The 16,209-nt window shown below is 61.3% G+C and carries 17 protein-coding genes; 10 read left to right on the top strand and 7 right to left on the bottom strand.

Annotated features, from left to right (window positions below; translation table 11 throughout):
* The first annotated feature begins 117 nt into the window (after positions 1 to 117).
* From LGT41_RS04465 to LGT41_RS04450, 4 genes are read left to right on the top strand one after another with little or no spacing between them, the layout of a single operon-like run.
* Positions 118 to 1,047: a CPBP family intramembrane glutamic endopeptidase gene (locus LGT41_RS04465; protein WP_274128877.1), complete on the top strand. Its 930-nt coding sequence runs from the start codon at positions 118 to 120 to the stop codon at positions 1,045 to 1,047.
* Positions 1,040 to 1,702 (top strand): CPBP family glutamic-type intramembrane protease, encoded by a 663-nt coding sequence (locus LGT41_RS04460; protein WP_274128876.1) that lies wholly within the window; start codon positions 1,040 to 1,042, stop codon positions 1,700 to 1,702. The genes LGT41_RS04465 and LGT41_RS04460 overlap by 8 nt, the downstream gene beginning before the upstream one ends.
* Before the next feature lie 30 nt (positions 1,703 to 1,732).
* Complete coding sequence (accD, locus tag LGT41_RS04455) at positions 1,733 to 2,710, top strand: acetyl-CoA carboxylase, carboxyltransferase subunit beta (RefSeq protein WP_274128875.1); 978 nt, start codon at positions 1,733 to 1,735, stop codon at positions 2,708 to 2,710.
* A complete protein-coding gene (locus tag LGT41_RS04450; RefSeq protein ID WP_274128874.1) occupies positions 2,707 to 3,978 on the top strand; it encodes a bifunctional folylpolyglutamate synthase/dihydrofolate synthase in 1,272 nt (423 codons plus the stop codon). The genes accD and LGT41_RS04450 overlap by 4 nt, the downstream gene beginning before the upstream one ends.
* A gap of 44 nt (positions 3,979 to 4,022) precedes the next feature.
* Here LGT41_RS04450 and LGT41_RS04445 read toward each other — a convergent pair whose 3' ends face one another.
* The 3 genes from LGT41_RS04445 to LGT41_RS04435 form a co-directional block, all read right to left on the bottom strand.
* Entirely contained in the window at positions 4,023 to 4,766 is a 744-nt protein-coding gene (locus LGT41_RS04445) for an enoyl-CoA hydratase/isomerase family protein (RefSeq protein ID WP_274128873.1), read from the bottom strand.
* Positions 4,763 to 5,548, bottom strand: a complete 786-nt coding sequence (locus LGT41_RS04440; RefSeq protein ID WP_274128872.1) for an exodeoxyribonuclease III — start codon at positions 5,546 to 5,548, stop codon at positions 4,763 to 4,765. The genes LGT41_RS04445 and LGT41_RS04440 overlap by 4 nt, the downstream gene beginning before the upstream one ends.
* Positions 5,549 to 5,656: 108 nt before the next feature.
* Positions 5,657 to 6,040 carry a VOC family protein gene (locus LGT41_RS04435; protein WP_274128871.1) on the bottom strand — a complete coding sequence of 128 codons (384 nt, stop codon included), beginning with the start codon at positions 6,038 to 6,040 and terminating at the stop codon, positions 5,657 to 5,659.
* 80 nt (positions 6,041 to 6,120) lie between these two features.
* On the opposite strand from LGT41_RS04435, the gene soxR reads away from it, so the two are divergent.
* Positions 6,121 to 6,579, top strand: coding sequence for a redox-sensitive transcriptional activator SoxR (gene soxR / locus LGT41_RS04430; protein WP_274128870.1), 459 nt, complete (start codon positions 6,121 to 6,123; stop codon positions 6,577 to 6,579).
* On the opposite strand, the gene LGT41_RS04425 is transcribed toward soxR, so the two are convergent.
* Complete coding sequence (locus LGT41_RS04425; protein ID WP_274128869.1) at positions 6,561 to 7,247, bottom strand: response regulator transcription factor; 687 nt, start codon at positions 7,245 to 7,247, stop codon at positions 6,561 to 6,563. The genes soxR and LGT41_RS04425 overlap by 19 nt on opposite strands.
* 162 nt (positions 7,248 to 7,409) lie before the next feature.
* Between LGT41_RS04425 and ribA the strand changes: the two genes are divergently transcribed.
* Both ribA and LGT41_RS04415 read left to right on the top strand, forming a co-directional pair.
* Positions 7,410 to 8,471, top strand: coding sequence for a GTP cyclohydrolase II (ribA, locus tag LGT41_RS04420; protein WP_274128868.1), 1,062 nt, complete (start codon positions 7,410 to 7,412; stop codon positions 8,469 to 8,471).
* Positions 8,468 to 8,965 carry a L,D-transpeptidase family protein gene (locus LGT41_RS04415; protein ID WP_274128867.1) on the top strand — a complete coding sequence of 166 codons (498 nt, stop codon included), beginning with the start codon at positions 8,468 to 8,470 and terminating at the stop codon, positions 8,963 to 8,965. The genes ribA and LGT41_RS04415 overlap by 4 nt, the downstream gene beginning before the upstream one ends.
* Here LGT41_RS04415 and LGT41_RS04410 read toward each other — a convergent pair.
* The 3 genes from LGT41_RS04410 to LGT41_RS04400 all read right to left on the bottom strand — a co-directional run bounded on the left by LGT41_RS04410 (position 8,956) and on the right by LGT41_RS04400 (position 11,844).
* Positions 8,956 to 9,612 (bottom strand): YggS family pyridoxal phosphate-dependent enzyme, encoded by a 657-nt coding sequence (locus LGT41_RS04410; protein ID WP_274128866.1) that lies wholly within the window; start codon positions 9,610 to 9,612, stop codon positions 8,956 to 8,958. The genes LGT41_RS04415 and LGT41_RS04410 overlap by 10 nt on opposite strands.
* Positions 9,613 to 9,711: 99 nt before the next feature.
* Entirely contained in the window at positions 9,712 to 10,683 is a 972-nt protein-coding gene (locus LGT41_RS04405; RefSeq protein WP_274128865.1) for a porin, read from the bottom strand.
* Between the two features lie 180 nt (positions 10,684 to 10,863).
* Complete coding sequence (locus tag LGT41_RS04400) at positions 10,864 to 11,844, bottom strand: porin (RefSeq protein ID WP_274128864.1); 981 nt, start codon at positions 11,842 to 11,844, stop codon at positions 10,864 to 10,866.
* Positions 11,845 to 12,091: 247 nt separating this feature from the next.
* Between LGT41_RS04400 and leuS the strand changes: the two genes are divergently transcribed.
* Genes leuS through holA form a run of 3 tightly spaced genes read left to right on the top strand, consistent with a single transcriptional unit; the run spans position 12,092 to position 16,201 of the window.
* On the top strand, positions 12,092 to 14,674 hold the full coding sequence (gene leuS, locus LGT41_RS04395; protein ID WP_274128863.1) for a leucine--tRNA ligase: 2,583 nt from the start codon (positions 12,092 to 12,094) through the stop codon (positions 14,672 to 14,674).
* On the top strand, positions 14,661 to 15,176 hold the full coding sequence (gene lptE, locus LGT41_RS04390; protein ID WP_274128862.1) for an LPS assembly lipoprotein LptE: 516 nt from the start codon (positions 14,661 to 14,663) through the stop codon (positions 15,174 to 15,176). The genes leuS and lptE overlap by 14 nt, the downstream gene beginning before the upstream one ends.
* A complete protein-coding gene (holA, locus tag LGT41_RS04385) occupies positions 15,173 to 16,201 on the top strand; it encodes a DNA polymerase III subunit delta (protein WP_274128860.1) in 1,029 nt (342 codons plus the stop codon). The genes lptE and holA overlap by 4 nt, the downstream gene beginning before the upstream one ends.
* The last annotated feature ends 8 nt before the right edge of the window (positions 16,202 to 16,209 follow it).

Genomic DNA, 16,209 nt, shown 5'->3' with positions numbered 1-16,209 from the left:
TCCGAAAATATGGTTGCCCTAGCAATAGGCAAAGCTGCGCGCATGGGCAAGCCGCACAGGCTTGCGCCAGCCAGTTTTCGCATTAGTCTGGCCAAAAGAATTTCAATCAGGCAGATCATGCACAGGCAAATTCCCACGCTCAACGCCTATTGCGCCCCGGCAGTTGCCTATTGCGGGCCCGGGCGCACGCTTGTCGGCGGGCTGGCGGTGGTGCTTTTGCCAGCCCTTGTGGTGCTGGCGCTGGCGGCGGTGTTCTACTATGTGCTGATTCCCTATTACGAGGCGCAGCAGATCGGCGCGGGCTATGTGATGCTGGTCAGGGCCACATCGCTTGGCACCGAGATTGCCCGCGGCCAGACCCCGCGCGCCGTGCTGTTCGTGGTTGGCTTGGTGCTGATCGTGCTGCCAAGCCTGTGGCTGGTGCTGCGAAAGCTGCACCACCGCCCCTTTCGCAGCCTGTTCGGCCCGACATTGCGGCTGAACTGGCGGCATATGGCCTGGGGTTTTGGCGTGGTGCTGCTGGCCAGCCTGCTGCGCCCTGCCACATTGCTTGGCCCCATGCCGCAACTGGCCATGCCCGCGATCGACTGGGCCGCGCTCATGTTCATCGCCCTGCCGCTGATTTTCGCGCAGGCCTTCACCGAAGAGGCGTTCTTTCGTGGCTACCTGCAACAACAGCTTGCCGCGCGCTTTGCCAGCCCGCTGGTCTGGATGCTGATTCCATCGCTGCTTTTCGGTCTTATCTCTTATCGCACCGGCACTGCCCCGCTGCAACTTTGGCTGAATATCGGGCTGATGGCCGCCCTGGGGGCGCTGGCCGCCGATGTCACCGCCCGCACAGGCAACCTTGGCGCGGCCATCGGGCTGCATTTTGGCAACAGTCTTTACATGCTGGCCCTTCATGCCACCGGCACGGGTGCCTCGGGGCTGGCCTTGCTGCAAAGCACCGCGCGCAGTGAAACAACCGCCGCGCTGCATCATTTTCTGCCGCTCGCGCTGGCCTGGCTGCTGTTTCGTATTCTCATGGCGCGGCGCAACAATGCCTAGCGCAAACCCGACCACGGCGCTGTGGCGCATCGTTCTGGGCTTCGCGCTGACCATGCTTACCCCGGCTGCGCTGCTTGTCTTGCTCATCGTGCTGGCCCGCGCCTTTGCGCCGGGCCGGGGCGTTGATGTTGCAAGCCTTGGCAATGGGGCCACGCCCTTGGCCGTGCTTTTCATGCTTGGCACGATTGTGGCCAGCCTGCCGGTGCTGGCTTTGGCCATGCGCATCCTGCACCGCCTGCCGCTGCGCTGGCTGTTCAGCCCCGGCCCGCAACGCTGGCGCTGGTTTTTTGCCGCCATCGCGCTTGTGCTGGCCGCGCAGCTTGCCATTATCGCACTATCCGGCGGGCATGGGGCGCGCCAAAACATTGCCCTGCCGCTCTGGCTTGTCTGGCTCGTGCCCGCGCTGGCGGTGATCTTGCTGCAATCCGCCACCGACGAGCTGATCTTTCGCGGTTATCTGCAACGCCTGCTGCGCGCCCGTTTCGCGGCGCTCTGGCCTGCGCTGCTGCAATCTGCCGCGCTGGAGCTTGCGCTTTACGGGCGTTACCAACTGGTGCGCGCGGCCTACCGCAAAGGCACCCGCAAAGGCACCCGCAAAGGCACACGACGCCGCGCCCGCTCCGTGTTGCAATCCATGCCGCCGCCCTCTATTTAGAAGGTTAAAGCCTAGGGGAGCCGCCAATCCATGAACTGGATTTCCAACTACGTCCGACCGACCATCAACTCGCTGTTTTCGCGCCGCGAAATGCCCGAAAACCTGTGGACCAAATGCGATGGCTGCGGCACGATGCTGTTTCACCGCGAGCTGAAAGACGCGCTCAACACCTGCCCGAACTGCAACCACCATATGCCGATCAGCCCGCGCGCGCGGTTTGGCAACCTGTTCGATGCGGGTGTATTTGCCGAGATCGACGTGCCCGAAGCCACGCCCGACCCGCTGCATTTTCGCGACCAGAAACGCTATCCCGACCGGATGCGCGAAGCGCGCAAGAAGACCAATGAAAAAGAGGCGATTCTCGTCGCCTCGGGCGAGATGGGCCGCATGAAGGTTGTTGCCGCCGCGCAGGATTTTTCCTTCATGGGCGGCTCGATGGGCATGTATGTCGGCAATGCCCTGCTGGCGGGGGCCGAAGCGGCCGTGAAGGCCAAGGCCCCCTTTGTGGTGTTTTCCGCCGCCGGGGGCGCGCGGATGCAGGAAGGCATTCTCAGCCTGATGCAGATGCCGCGCACCACCATTGCCGTGCAAATGGTGAAAGAGGCGGGCCTGCCCTACGTGGTTGTGCTGACCCACCCCACCACAGGTGGCGTGACCGCCAGCTACGCCATGCTGGGCGATGTGCAAATTGCCGAACCCAACGCGCTGATCGGCTTTGCCGGCACGCGCGTGATCGAACAGACCATCCGCGAGCAACTGCCCGAAGGTTTCCAGCGCGCCGAATACCTGCTCGACCACGGAATGCTTGACCGCGTGACCGACCGCAAGGATATGCGCGACGAGCTGATCTCGATTCTGCACATGCTCACCGGCCGCCCGCAGCCGGTGAAAGGCGATCTGCCCAAGCCCGAACCTGTGCCCGAGCCTGTGCCCGCTCCGGCCACGAAAGACGCGCCGAAAGCCGCAGATAAAGCGGGCGACGCCCCCAGGAAAGACGCCAAAAAGTGAGCAACCCGAGCGACATCATCCTTGCGCGGATGATGTCTCTGCACCCCAAGATCATTGACCTCACGCTCGATCGGGTCTGGCGGCTGCTCGAAGCGCTTGGCCATCCCGAACGCCACCTGCCACCGGTCATCCACATCGCGGGCACCAATGGCAAGGGCAGCACGCAGGCGATGCTCCGCGCAGGGCTGGAGGCGACGGGTGCCGCCGTTCACGCCTATACGTCGCCGCATCTGGCGCGGTTTCACGAACGTATCCGCCTTGCGGGCAGGCTGATTGACGAGGATGCGCTCTTCGCCGTGCTGGAAGAATGCGAGGCGGCCAACGGGCCCGACAGCATCACCTATTTCGAGATCACCACCTGTGCCGCCCTGCTGGCTTTTGCGCGCATACCTGCCGATTATACCCTGCTCGAAGTCGGGCTTGGGGGGCGGCTGGATGCGACAAATGTCGTGGAAATTCCAAGGCTTACGGTCATCACCCCTGTCAGCATCGACCATCAGCAATATCTGGGTGACACCCTGGCCGAGATTGCCGGTGAGAAGGCCGGCATCCTGAAAGAAGGCGTGCCCTGTATTGTCGGCGCGCAAGAGGATGTCGCGCTCGATGTGATCGAGGCGCGCGCGGCCCGCCTGCACGCCCCGCTGCTGGTGCATGGCCGCAACTGGCATGTCTGGGAAGAACATGGGCGCATGGTCTATCAGGATGAACAGGGCCTGCTCGATCTGCCCATGCCCGCGCTGATTGGCGCGCATCAGGTGCAGAATGCGGGCATGGCGATTGCGGCTTTGCGTGCGCTCGGCAAGAACAGCGCCGCCTGTGAAGCGGCGGTCACGCGGGCCGAATGGCCCGCACGGCTGCAACGCCTGCGCCACGGTCCGCTGGTCGCGGCGGCTGCGGGCTGCGAATTGTGGCTCGATGGCGGGCATAATGCGGCGGCGGGTGTGGCCTTGGCCGAGGCGCTGGGCCGATTGCCGCAGCGCCCGCTGGCAATGGTCTGCGGCATGTTGAACACCAAGGATATCAGGGGATTCTTGCGCCCGCTGGCCGCTGTCGCCGAGGCGCTTGTCGCCCTCTCCATCCCCGGCGAGGCCAACACACTGCCCGCCGATGTAACCGCCGGTGCTGCGCGCGATGTCGGCCTGCACGCCAGCACCGCCGAGGATGCGCTGGCCGCGGTGTCAACGCTCGCCCAATCCCGCCCCGGCAGCCGCATCCTCATCTGCGGCTCGCTGTATCTTGCGGGCAATGTGCTGCGCGAAAACGGCTGATGCCAGAGGCCCCGGGTCAGGCCCGGGGCGGTGCAAGCCTGTGGCTAACGTCCGGTAAATATCGGTTTTCGTTTCGCGCGCTGTGCGGCCAACCCTTCGGCATGGTCATCCGAGGCGAAGGCGGCAACGATTCGCGCCTTTGCGGCGGGTGCATCGAGCGTGCCGCGCTCCATCTCCACAATCGTGCGCTTCATCCCCTGCACCGCCAGCGGGGCGAGCCCGGCAATCTGCTCGGCCATCGCAGCGCTGCGGTCGGCCAGATCCGCGGGTGCAACCAGCGCGTCAAGAAAGCCCGTTGCCAGCAGGGCGTTGTCATCAAAACTTTCGGCCAGCAGGAACATGCGCCGCGCGGTCTGGCTGCCCAGCCGGGCTATTGCCCGCGCTATCCCGGCTGGCGGGTAATGGATGCCGAGTTTTGCGGGCGGCACACAGGCGCGCATTCCGCTAACGCCAATGCGAAAATCGGCCGCCAGCGCCAGTTCCACCCCGCCGCCATAAGCGCCACCGTTGAGCGCGGCAATCACCGGGGCGGGGAAATCTTCGATAGCGTCACACAGCGCGGTGAGCGGGTTTTCAGCCCAGTCGCTGTTGGCAACATCATCCAGACTTGCACCTGCGCAAAAACTCTTGCCGGTGCCTGTCAGGATGATCGCGCGTAAGCCATCGCCCTGCCAAGCGCTAAGCTGCGCTTGGATTTTGGCCATTGCATCGCGGGTCAGCGCGTTATGCGCCGCGGGGCGGTTCAGCGTCAGATAGCCGAAATCGCCGTGCCGCTTTGCCTCGATCATAGATCGAAGCTCGCAAAAACCGGCACGTGGTCGCTTGGTTTTTCCCAGCCGCGTGCTTGGCGCAGAATATGGCTGGAATGACCTGAAGCCGCTATGTCAGCCGTGGCCCAGATATGGTCGAGCCTGCGGCCCTTGTCGGCAGCATCCCAGTCTTTGGAGCGATAGGACCACCAGGAATAGAGCTGGCCTTCGGGAATATTTGCGCGGGTAATATCGACCCAGTTGCCCGCATTCTGCACCTGCGCCAGATGATCAACCTCGATCGGCGTATGGCTGACGATTTTCAGCAACTGCTTGTGGCTCCAGACATCATCTTCGCGCGGCGCGATGTTCAGATCACCCACCATGATGGATTTTTCGGGCGCCTCGGCGGCGAACCAGTCGCGCATCTCGGTGAGAAAGTCGAGCTTGTGGCCGAATTTCTCGTTCACTTCGCGGTCGGGCACATCACCACCTGCGGGCACATAGAAATTGTGGATGGTCACGCCGTTTTCCAGCCGAGCCGCCACATGCCGCGCATCGCCTTTCGCGCAGAAATCGCGGTGGCCCGCATCCACCGCCGGAATGCGCGACAGGATCGCTACGCCATTATAGCCCTTCTGGCCACGGGCAATCAGGCTGTAGCCGAGGGCTGAAAACGCCTCGGCAGGCATAAGCTCGACCGGCGATTTGCATTCCTGCAGGCACAAGATGTCGGGCGCGTTTTCGCCAAGCAGTTTTGCCACGATATCCTGGCGCAACCGCACCGAATTGATGTTCCAGGTTGCCAATGTAAACGCCATGCTCTGCCCCTTATGGAAATTTCGGCGCAGTGTCGCGCGCCGCGCGCGGGCATTCAAGCGCAAAGGCCAACCTTGGCGGTGCCTGGTTTTCGGTGCGGTCAGGCCTGCTCAATCATAGGCGACGATCTCGAATTCGATATTGTCATGGTCGCGGAAGTAGAACCGGCGTCCGGGCTCGTAATCGGCATGTTTTCCGGGGGTAAAGCCGGCGGCCTTGACCCGCGCCTCGACCGCGTCGAGATCATCCACCACAATCCCCACATGGTTGAGCCCGCCCCGCATTGTATAGCTGGAATTGCCGGGCACGAGCGGCACATTGGGGTTGTAGATGGCAAGGTAATGATCATCGGCGCCGATATGGATGGTGAAACCGCCGTTGATCGCTTCGCCCTGCCAGCGGATTTGCCAGCCAAACACCTCGGCCAGCCAGGCGGCGGTTCTGGCAGGGTCTGAAACGGTGATGTTGGTATGTTCAAGGCGGGTCTGAGTCATGGTCTGTCCTTTCAAATTGCTTGATTTTGCCTGTCTAATTGCTAAACCTAACTTTAGGTCAAGCATTTTATCGGGGCAATATGCAAGAAATTTCCATCGGGCAACTGGCAAGCCGCACCGGGCTTGCCGTGTCGGCCATCCGCTATTACGAAACCCAAGGGCTGCTGGCCCCCAACCGCAATGCGGGCGGGCAAAGGCGCTACCCCAAGGCCGATATCCGGCGGTTGTCCTTCGTGATCATCGCGCAGAAATTCGGCTTTTCACTGGCGCGGATCAAAGAGCTTATGGCCAGCCTGCCGCAGGGCCATGCACCAACGGGCGCGGATTGGCAGGCCATCAGCCTGCACTTGCGCGACGAGTTGAACACGCGGATTGCGGCGCTGGAAAAGCTGCGCGACAATCTGGATGGCTGCATTGGCTGCGGTTGCCTTTCCATGACAAACTGCGCGCTTTACAACCCCGGCGACCGCGCCCGCCTGAAGGGCGCGGGGCCGCGTTATTTGCTGGGCGATTCGCCCGATCAAGCCGAAAGCCGGTAGCCACCGCTTTCTGTCAGCAATATCTGCGCATGGCTCGGGTCGGGCTCGATTTTCTGGCGCAGACGGTAGATATGGGTTTCCAGCGTATGCGTGGTCACCCCCGCGTTATAGCCCCAAACCTCGTGCAGCAGCACATCGCGCGCGACCACCGAATCCGAAGCGCGGTAGAGGTATTTCAGGATGTTGGTTTCCTTCTCCGTCAGGCGGATCTTGCGCTCGGACTCATCGAGCAACATTTTCGCGGCAGGTTTGAACGTATAGGGGCCAACCTGAAACACCGCATCTTCGGATTGTTCGTGCTGGCGAAGCTGCGCGCGGATACGCGCCAGCAAGACCGGGAATTTGAAGGGTTTGGTCACATAATCATTGGCGCCGGCATCCAGCCCCAAAATCGTGTCGCTATCGGTATCATGGCCGGTCAGCATCAGAACCGGGGCTTTTACGCCCTGTTTGCGCATCAGGCGGCACAATTCGCGGCCATCCATATCGGGCAGGCCCACATCCAGTATCACCAGATCGTAATGCGATTCCTTGGCGCGTTTCAGCCCATCGGCACCGTTGCCCGCCTCGAACACGTCAAACTCGTCGGTCAGCACCAGCTGGTCGGCCAGCGCCTCGCGCAGGTCTTCGTCATCATCAACCATCAGAATTTTTTTCAAACCGCTCATGTCGTCCTCCATCGTGACTATGGGCTTAAATTGCGGGCGATTGCTGCGCTTCGCAAGGCTTGTGGGGGGCGCATCACGCGGCTGTGTCACTTGGGGGTGGTATGTTTCAGTTTGAGGGTTCAGACTCGACAAAACTGTAACATTGCGCAACACAACTTCGTTATGAGCAACTTTCTCACCCCACAGGCCCGCATGGCCCGCGCGCAGCATGATTTGCGCATCGGATTGCCTATTTTACTGGGCGATGGCCTGCTTGTGGCTGCGGTTGAAACGCTGGATGCGGCGGGGTTTTCAGGCATCTGCGCGCTTGGCCCCCCCGATCTGGTGCTATCGGCCGCCCGCGCCGAAACGCTGAAAGCACGCGTCTATAGCGGTGATCATGCGCGCATTGCTTTGCCTCTTGGGGCCAATCTGCGCTGGCTGCACGCCTCGGCCGACCCGGCGGCAGACCTGAATTATCCGATGAAAGGGCCCTATCAAAGCCGGCGCGACAACCCCGATGCGGCGGGCAGCCGCGCGGCGCTGACCCTGCTGCGCCGCGCGCATTTGCTGCCCGCCGCATTGGTGTTGCGGCTGGATGCGCCCCCCGCCGGGCTGACAATGCTGTCGCTGGATGAAATCGCGCAAGCCGCCGCCCCGCAATTGCGCGAGGTTGCGGGCGCACGCGTGCCGCTGCATGTCTCTGCCGCCGGGCGGGTGCTGGTGTTTCGCGACGATCATGGCGATGAGGAGCATTACGCCGTTGAAATCGGCGCGCCGGATCGTGCCAAACCCGTGCTGGCACGGCTGCATTCGGCCTGCTTTACCGGCGATGTGATCGGCAGCCAGAAATGCGATTGCGGCGCGCAGCTTCAGGCGGCGCTGGCGGCCATCGGTCAGGCAGGCGCGGGTGTGCTGCTGTATCTCAACCAGGAGGGGCGCGGCATTGGGCTGGCCAATAAAATGCGCGCTTACGGCTTGCAAGACCAGGGGTTCGACACGGTCGAGGCCAACCACCGCCTGGGCTTTGCCGATGACGAGCGCGACTTCACCATTGGCGCGCAGATTTTGCGCAAAATGGGCTTTCGCGCCGTGCGGCTGATGACAAACAACCCCGCCAAGGTCGCCCGGATGAACAGTTGCGGGTTGAACGTGGTGGAACGTGTGCCGCTGGCCGTGGGGCGCACGGTTGAGAATTCCGGATATCTGGACACGAAAGCCGCCAAATCCGGACATTTGCTATGAGCGCGGATTTACAGGTTTCACCGCAAGGCGCGCGGTTTGGAAGCCGTCACATGCCTTGCGCCCTTGGGCGTGGCGGCATTGGCATCAAGCGCCGCGAGGGGGATGGCATAACCCCGATTGGCCGGTTTGAACTGCGCGCGCTGTGGTATCGGGCCGACCGTGTTGCGCCGCGTTGCATTTTGCCCCAGCACAAGATCGCGCCCCATCATGGCTGGTCGGATGATGAAAATGACCCCGCCTATAACCGCCAGATCACCCTGCCGCATCGGTATCACCATGAGAAGCTTTGGCGCGACAGCCCGGTCTATGACCTGGTTGGCGTGATGGATTACAACCTGAACCCTGTGGTTGCCGGCGCGGGCTCGGCGGTGTTTTTGCATGTCTGGCGCGGGGCGGATATGCCAACCGAAGGCTGCGTGGCGCTGGCGCGCGACGATCTTTTGCACGTTCTGGCAGGCTGGACCCGCGACAGCCGCATCGCCATTCAGCCGTAATCGCGCGCCCCGAATAGGGCCGAACCCACGCGGATATGCGTGGCTCCGGCGGCTATCGCCGCTTCAAAATCGCCGCTCATCCCCATTGACAGGCCCGCAAGCCCGTTGCGTGCCGCCATTTCGGCCAGCGCATCAAAATGCGGGCGCGGGGCGTCATCCATCGGCGGAATGACCATCAACCCGGCCAGGGGCAGCGCATAGTCATCGCGGCAGCGGGCGATGAACGCGTCCAGATCATCGGGGTCAATGCCCGCCTTCTGCGGCTCGCGCCCGGTATTGACCTGCACAAAAAGCGGCGGACAGGCCCCGCGCGCCTGTGCGGCATCGGCCAGTTTGCGCGCCAGCTTGTCGCGGTCCAGGCTGTGGATCACGTCAAACAGCTCCAGCGCGGGTTTGATCTTGTTGGTTTGCAGCGGGCCAAGCAAATGCAGCTCTACCCCCGCAAAGGCCGCGCGAAAATCCGGCCATTTGCCCTGGGCTTCCTGCACCTTGTTTTCGCCAAAAACCCGGTGGCCCGCCTGCAAAACCGCCTTCACCCGCGCATTCGGCTGCACTTTTGAAACGGCAATCAGCGTAATTTCGGCCGGATCGCGGCCCGCTGCTTCTGCCGCCTGCGCCACGCGCGCCAAAACATCATCCAAACCCATCGCCTTCACCCTTGGTCTTTTGCTTGGTGTGCCACGGGCCTGAACAAAAGAAAAGGGCGCACCATGTGGCGCGCCCCGATCTTGATACCTGTGTTCAGCTTAGAACGGCATGGTCAGCCAAACCGAAACACCTTCACGAATTTCTTCGTCACCGGCTTCGGTGTATTCAGCCCAACCGGCACCAACAGTCGCATCACCAACCATCATCAGGCCGTAGATATAGGCGCCATCATCCTGGTCGTAACCGGCTGCAACCGAGATATTGTCGTTGACGGCATAGCCGACATCAACACCTACATTGCTGTAGCCGCCGGAATCAGCTTCCCAATAGGCGCCAATGGTGACGGGGCCAGTGGCATAATCTACCGACAGGCCATATTCGTCGTCATCGCCGCTATTGAAGGCGTAATAGGCCGAAACACCAATGTCGCCAAAGGTGGTTGCGACGCCGAGGCCGATTGAATCATCGTCATGGGTGTTGTTGAGATAGGCCAGATCGACTTCGAAATTGCCAAAGGTCGTGCCAACCGAAACACCGATCATATCTTCGGCCTGGTCGTAACCGGCGGTGAAAGAGAAGGCGCCGAATTCACCCATTGCACCAATCGAAAGCTCGTTGGTCGGGTAGCTGTTATTCGCGCCGGTATAAAGATTGGTGTCAGCCGAAACACCGATGGTGAAGCCACCAAAGGTAACGTCAACGCGCACGACCAGTTCATCGTTCACTTCGCGGAAGCCATGCGTATCGTCCATGCCGTCGACCATTTCGAACATGTCGGTGCCGGCATATTCCACGTCGCCAACGGTCAGCGTTGCCCAGGGGGTGGTTACAGTGACTGTCGGGAAATTGTCGAACGAGCCGTCATACAGGTCAAGCCCATAGGTCACTTCAACGGAGACACCGTTGTCAAACTCGGCGGTGCCGGTGATGTTCAGCTCGCCATCAAGGAAGAAGCCGTTTTCTTCAACATCGTTATAGCCAACGGTGACTTCGCCACCAAACGACACTTCAGCAGCGGCATAGCCTGCAAAGGCAACCAGTGCGGAGGTCGTGAGAAGTACTTTTTTCATAGTTATCTCCGGTTTGTGTTAATAATTTATTGTCAGAACCATAGGGAAACCGCGTTTATCTGCAATCAAAAATGTGAAAAAACGTGTCCGCCCTGTGACACAGCACGAAACTTGGTGCAATTTTGCAACAAAAAGGGGCGCACCAGGCGGCGCGCCCCAATCTTGATACCAGCGTTCAGCTTAGAACGGCAGGGTCATCCAAACGTCTACACCAGCTTTGTAATCGTCGTCCTGGTCGCCGTCGCCATCGTCGTTATACGAAACGCCGATGGTTGCATCGCCAACCATCATTGTGCCGAATACATAGAAGCTGTCGACATCGGAATAGCCAGCGCCAAGGTTGATGTTGTCGTTATAGGCGTATTCAACGTCTACACCGAAGTCTTCGCCAACGCCGCCTTCAACGCCTTCATACCAAACAGCGATAGATGCTGCACCGGCGGTGAAGTCTGCCGAAACGCCAAATTCATCGGCGTTGCCATTGTTGATCGCGTAGTAGGCAGCAAGGCCAACATTGCCGAAGGTGGTGCCAAGACCGATACCGATCGAGTCATCGCCCGTCGCGTCAGAAGCCAAATAGGCAACCGAGATGTCGAAGCCACCGAAGGATGTGCCAGCCTGCACACCATACATGGAGTTGGTATCGTCATATACGGCGCTGAACGAGAAGGCGCCGAATTCACCCATTGCACCAATCGAAAGCTCGTTGGTCGGGTAGTTGTTAAACGGGGTGGAAAAGAGGTTGGTGTCAAACGAAAGACCAACCGAGAAACCGCCGAAGGTTGCGTCAACACGTGCAACCATCTCTTCGTTGATTTCACGCAGGTCTGCGCCGGGATTCATGCCGTCTACGATTGCGAACATGTCGGTACCAGCATATTCCACTTCGCCAACGGTCAGCGTTGCCCACGGGGTGGTTACAGTGACTGTCGGGAAATCGTCAAACGTGCCGTCATACAGGTCAAGGCCGTAGGTCACTTCAACAGCAACGCCGTTGTCGAACTCGGCGGTGCCGGTGATGTTCAGCTCGCCTTCCAGGTAGAAGCCGGATTCTTCGATGTCGTTATAGCCAACGGTGACTTCGCCACCGAACGACACTTCAGCAGCGGCATAGCCTGCAAAGGCTACCAGTGCGGAGGTCGTGAGAAGTACTTTTTTCATGTGTATTCCCTCGTGAGAGTTAAATTGCCTCATCCGGGAACACCCGGAAGGAGTGGTGCTGTTTTCTGCCAAACCGCCACGACCGTCAAGCAAGCCCATAGTTTTGTTGAACTTGTTTGCCCCCCTGATGCAGGGATGCAACACTTTCGAGCATTGGGGGGGGCTTTTGCCCCTCTTGTTAGTGTGCGCAACTGCTTATACTAGTCGAAAAACAAGGGCATAACCCCAGACGATAAGGCGAAAAACTATGGCAACGCGCTATGACCCCCTGACGATAGAGCCGAAATGGCAGGCAAAATGGCATGAGTCGGCCCTGTTTGCGGCAAAGCGCGATGCCGACAAGCCGAAATACTATGTGCTGGAAATGTTTCCCTATCCGTCGGGCAAGCTGCATATCGGCCATGTGCGCAACTATTCTATGGGCGATCTTGTGGCGCGTTACAAGGCGGCGCAGGGCTTCAGCGTGTTCCACCCGATGGGTTGGGATGCGTTTGGAATGCCGGCCGAGAACGCCGCGATGGCCAATAACACCCACCCCGGCACCTGGACGCGGCACAACATTGCCCAGATGAAGGAACAGTTCGCCGCCCTTGGCCTGTCGCTTGACTGGAGCCGCGAGCTGGCCACATGCGAGCCTGACTATTACGGCCAGCAGCAGGCGCTGTTCCTTGATATGCTGGAGGCCGGCTTGGCTTACCGCAAATCGGCGCAGGTGAACTGGGATCCGGTTGATATGACCGTGCTGGCCAATGAACAGGTGATCGACGGGCGCGGCTGGCGCTCGGGTGAATTGGTCGAGCGGCGCGAGCTTACGCAATGGTTCTTCAAGATATCGGACTATTCCGAGGAATTGCTCACCGCGCTGGATGGTTTGCAGAACTGGCCGGAAAAGGTGCGGCTGATGCAGAAAAACTGGATCGGCAAATCCGAAGGGCTGCAATTTGCCTTTGAAACCAGGGGCGCGCCCGAGGGGTTCGAGGCGCTTGAAGTCTATACAACCCGCCCCGACACGCTGCTTGGCGCAAGCTTTGCCGCCATCTCTCCCGACCATCCGCTGGCCCGCGCGCTTGAAAGCAACCCCGAGATAGCCGCCTTCAACGCCGAATGCCGCCGCATGGGCACCAGCGAAGAGGCGCTTGAAACGGCGGAAAAGCGCGGCATGGATACCGGGCTGACGGTTGTGCATCCGCTGGATGCAAGCTGGGAACTGCCCGTCTATATCGCCAATTTCATCCTTATGGATTACGGCACCGGCGCGATTTTCGGCTGCCCCGCGCATGACCAGCGCGACCTTGATTTCGCGCGCAAATACGGGCTGAACGTGGCCGATGTGTTCGTGCCCGAAGATGGCTCGACCGTTAGCAAAACCGTCACCGACACCGCCTTCGTGCCGCCGAAAACCGAGCCTGTGCGCTATGTGCGTGGTTTCGCCGGCGCTGAAGTGCAAACCGGCGAAGCGGCCATTACCGCCGCCATTGCCGAATGCGAGAAACGCGGCATTGGCCAGGGCGTGACCAAGTTCCGCCTGCGCGATTGGGGCATCAGCCGCCAGCGTTACTGGGGTTGCCCAATTCCGGTGGTGCATTGCGCGCGCTGTGGCGTGGTGCCGGAGAAAAAGGAAAACCTGCCCGTCGTGCTGCCCGAGGATGTGAGTTTCGACTCCCCCGGCAACCCGCTCGACCGCCACCCGACCTGGCGCAACTGCGCCTGCCCGAAATGCGGCGCCCCCGCGCAGCGCGAAACCGATACGATGGACACATTTGTCGACAGTAGCTGGTATTACGCCCGCTTCACCGCCCCGGGTGCCAGCACGCCGACCGATAAGGACGAGGCGGCGCACTGGATGAATGTCGATCAGTATATCGGCGGGGTGGAACATGCGATTTTGCACCTGCTCTATTCGCGGTTCTTTGCGCGCGCTATGGTCAAATGCGGGCATTTGCCGCAAACGGCCATCGAGCCGTTCAACGCCTTGTTCAACCAGGGCATGGTCTGCCATGAGACCTATTTCACCGAAAACGCCCGCGGCCTGCCAATCTGGCACGCGCCCGACGAGGTGAACCGCAGCGCCGATGGCGCCACGCTGAAGGCCGATGGCAGTGCGGTGAAAATCGGGCCTTCGGTGAAAATGTCGAAATCCAAGCGCAATGTGATCGACCCGATGGAGCAGATCAAACTGAACGGGGCCGATGCCGCGCGCTGGTTCGTGCTGTCCGACAGCCCGCCAGAGCGCGATGTCGAATGGACTGCGGCAGGCGCCGAGGCCGCGCTGAAGCATTTGTCGCGCGTCTGGCGGTTTGCCGATGAAATCGGCACGCGCGCCGAGGAGGCCGCCCCCCCGGGGGCGGTTGACGAGGCGCGCAGCCTGAAAAAGGCCATGCACCGCGCGATTGCCGATGTCACCGACTGTTTTGAAGGGTTCGCCTTCAACAAGGCCATTGCCAAAATGTATGAGTTTACCGCGCAAATCGGGCGGTCAAACGCGCCTTTGGCCGATAAACGCGTGGCGGTGCAGACATTGGCGCAGCTTATGGCGCCAATCACCCCGCATCTGGCCGAGGACATGTGGGAAATGACCGGCGGCGCCGGGCTGATTGCGCAAGCCCCCTGGCCCAAGGCCGATGCCGCGCAACTGGTTGATGATGAAATCACCCTGCCCATTCAGGTGAACGGCAAGCGGCGCGGCGAAATGCAGGTGTCCGCCACTGCCGACAGGTCGGCGATCGAGGCGCTGGCGCTGGCGCATCCTTCGATTCTGCCCTATCTTGACGGGAAACCGCCGAAAAAGCTTATCGTCGTGCCGGGGCGAATTGTGAATGTCGTTGTCTAGCAAGCCACCAACCCGCCGCAAACTATTGGGGCTGTTGCCCGCAGCCGCGCTGTTTGGCGTGGCGGGCTGCGGCTTTACCCCGGTTTACGGCCCCGGCTCGGCAGCGGCCGGTCTGCGTGGCCGCATCGCACTGCCCGCCTTTGACTCGCGCCTGAGCTTTGACATGTTCGAGCGGCTCGAACAGCGGCTTGGCCCGCCCGAATCGCCGCTTTACCGGCTGACCATTTCCACCACGGTTGAAGAACAGGGGCTGGCGATTTCGCAAGACAACGCCATTACCCGCTATAACCTGCGTGCCACGGCCGAATACAGCCTGACCAGCCTTACAACCGACGAGCGCGTCTTCGCCGCCCGCGCCCGTGCCTTCACCGCCTATTCCGCCACCGCCTCGGCCTATGCCACCCGCGTTGCGGCGCGCGATGCGGAACGGCGCATTGCCGTTTCACTGGCCGACCAGATCGCCACGCGCATTGCCGTGGCGGCTGCGGATTTCGCCCAATGAAGGCAGATGCCCGCAGTGCTGCGCGGTTTTTCGAAAAGCCCGACCTGTCGCGCGCGGCGGTGCTGATCTACGGGCAGGACGCGATGCGCGTCGCGCTCAAACGGCAGGCCTTGGTGGCCCGGCTCATCGGGTCCGAGGGTGAGGCTGAGATGCGCCTTACCCGCCTGTCGGCCAGTGCTGTGCGCGCCGATCCTGCCACCTTGGCCGATTCGCTGGCGGCACAGGGGTTTTTTGGCGGCCAGCGCGTTGTGCTGCTGGAAGATGCCAATGATGCCAGCGCCAAGCCCATCGAATCGGCCCTGCAAGGCTGGCGGCAGGGCGATGCGATGCTGGTCATCACCGCAGGCAAGCTTGGCACCGGCGCCAAGGGCTTGCGCAAGCTGATCGAAAGCCACCAAGCCGCACTTGCCATCGCCATTTATGATGATCCGCCAAGTGCCGAGGAAATCGACCGCCAGCTTGCCGCCGCAGACATTGCCAATCTGGCCAATGCTGCGCGGCAAGACCTGCATGTGCTGGGCAGCAGCCTCGACCCCGGCGACTTTGCGCAACTCGTTGAAAAGCTTTCACTTTATACGCGCGGGCAGGCGGAACCAGTATCGGTTGCCGATATCGCCGCCGTCGCCCCCGTCAGCACCGAGGCGCAAAGCGATGCGGCGATTGAACTGCTTGCCGCGGGCAAGGCCGCCGAGCTTGCGCCGCAGCTCACGCGGCTCGATGCGCAGGGCATATCGCCCGTCTCGCTTGTGCTGGCCGCGCAGCGCTATTTTCGCCTGCTCCACGCCGCGGCCACCCATTCCGGCGGGCCGGACGCCGCGCTTGCCAGCGTGCGCCCGCCGGTTTTCGGGCCGCGCCGCAACCGCTTTATGGGCTATCTGCGCGGCTGGCACCCCGAACGGCTGGAAGCCGCGCTCAAAACCCTGACAGATACCGACCTTGCGCTGCGCTCATCGCGCCCCATTCCTGCCCATGCCATGCTGGAACGCGCCTTTGTGCGCATCGCCATGCTGCGCCAGAACAGCTAGAAAGGACA

Source organism: Abyssibius alkaniclasticus, from assembly GCF_020447305.1.
Taxonomy (GTDB): Bacteria; Pseudomonadota; Alphaproteobacteria; order Rhodobacterales; family Rhodobacteraceae; genus Abyssibius; species Abyssibius alkaniclasticus.
Note: the sequence above shows the minus strand (reverse complement) of the source record. Positions and strands in the feature narration are given on the sequence as shown.

Bases quoted from the DNA above. Each gene is read 5' to 3' on its own strand.
- LGT41_RS04465 (WP_274128877.1), top strand. From the start codon at position 118: ATGCACAGGCAAATTCCCACGCTCAACGCCTATTGCGCCCCGGCAGTT.
- LGT41_RS04460 (WP_274128876.1), top strand. From the start codon at position 1,040: ATGCCTAGCGCAAACCCGACCACGGCGCTGTGGCGCATCGTTCTGGGC.
- accD (WP_274128875.1), top strand. From the start codon at position 1,733: ATGAACTGGATTTCCAACTACGTCCGACCGACCATCAACTCGCTGTTT.
- LGT41_RS04445 (WP_274128873.1), bottom strand. From the start codon at position 4,766: ATGATCGAGGCAAAGCGGCACGGCGATTTCGGCTATCTGACGCTGAAC.
- LGT41_RS04440 (WP_274128872.1), bottom strand. From the start codon at position 5,548: ATGGCGTTTACATTGGCAACCTGGAACATCAATTCGGTGCGGTTGCGC.
- LGT41_RS04435 (WP_274128871.1), bottom strand. From the start codon at position 6,040: ATGACTCAGACCCGCCTTGAACATACCAACATCACCGTTTCAGACCCT.
- soxR (WP_274128870.1), top strand. From the start codon at position 6,121: ATGCAAGAAATTTCCATCGGGCAACTGGCAAGCCGCACCGGGCTTGCC.
- LGT41_RS04425 (WP_274128869.1), bottom strand. From the start codon at position 7,247: ATGAGCGGTTTGAAAAAAATTCTGATGGTTGATGATGACGAAGACCTG.
- ribA (WP_274128868.1), top strand. From the start codon at position 7,410: ATGAGCAACTTTCTCACCCCACAGGCCCGCATGGCCCGCGCGCAGCAT.
- LGT41_RS04415 (WP_274128867.1), top strand. From the start codon at position 8,468: ATGAGCGCGGATTTACAGGTTTCACCGCAAGGCGCGCGGTTTGGAAGC.
- LGT41_RS04410 (WP_274128866.1), bottom strand. From the start codon at position 9,612: ATGGGTTTGGATGATGTTTTGGCGCGCGTGGCGCAGGCGGCAGAAGCA.
- LGT41_RS04405 (WP_274128865.1), bottom strand. From the start codon at position 10,683: ATGAAAAAAGTACTTCTCACGACCTCCGCACTGGTTGCCTTTGCAGGC.
- LGT41_RS04400 (WP_274128864.1), bottom strand. From the start codon at position 11,844: ATGAAAAAAGTACTTCTCACGACCTCCGCACTGGTAGCCTTTGCAGGC.
- leuS (WP_274128863.1), top strand. From the start codon at position 12,092: ATGGCAACGCGCTATGACCCCCTGACGATAGAGCCGAAATGGCAGGCA.
- lptE (WP_274128862.1), top strand. From the start codon at position 14,661: ATGTCGTTGTCTAGCAAGCCACCAACCCGCCGCAAACTATTGGGGCTG.
- holA (WP_274128860.1), top strand. From the start codon at position 15,173: ATGAAGGCAGATGCCCGCAGTGCTGCGCGGTTTTTCGAAAAGCCCGAC.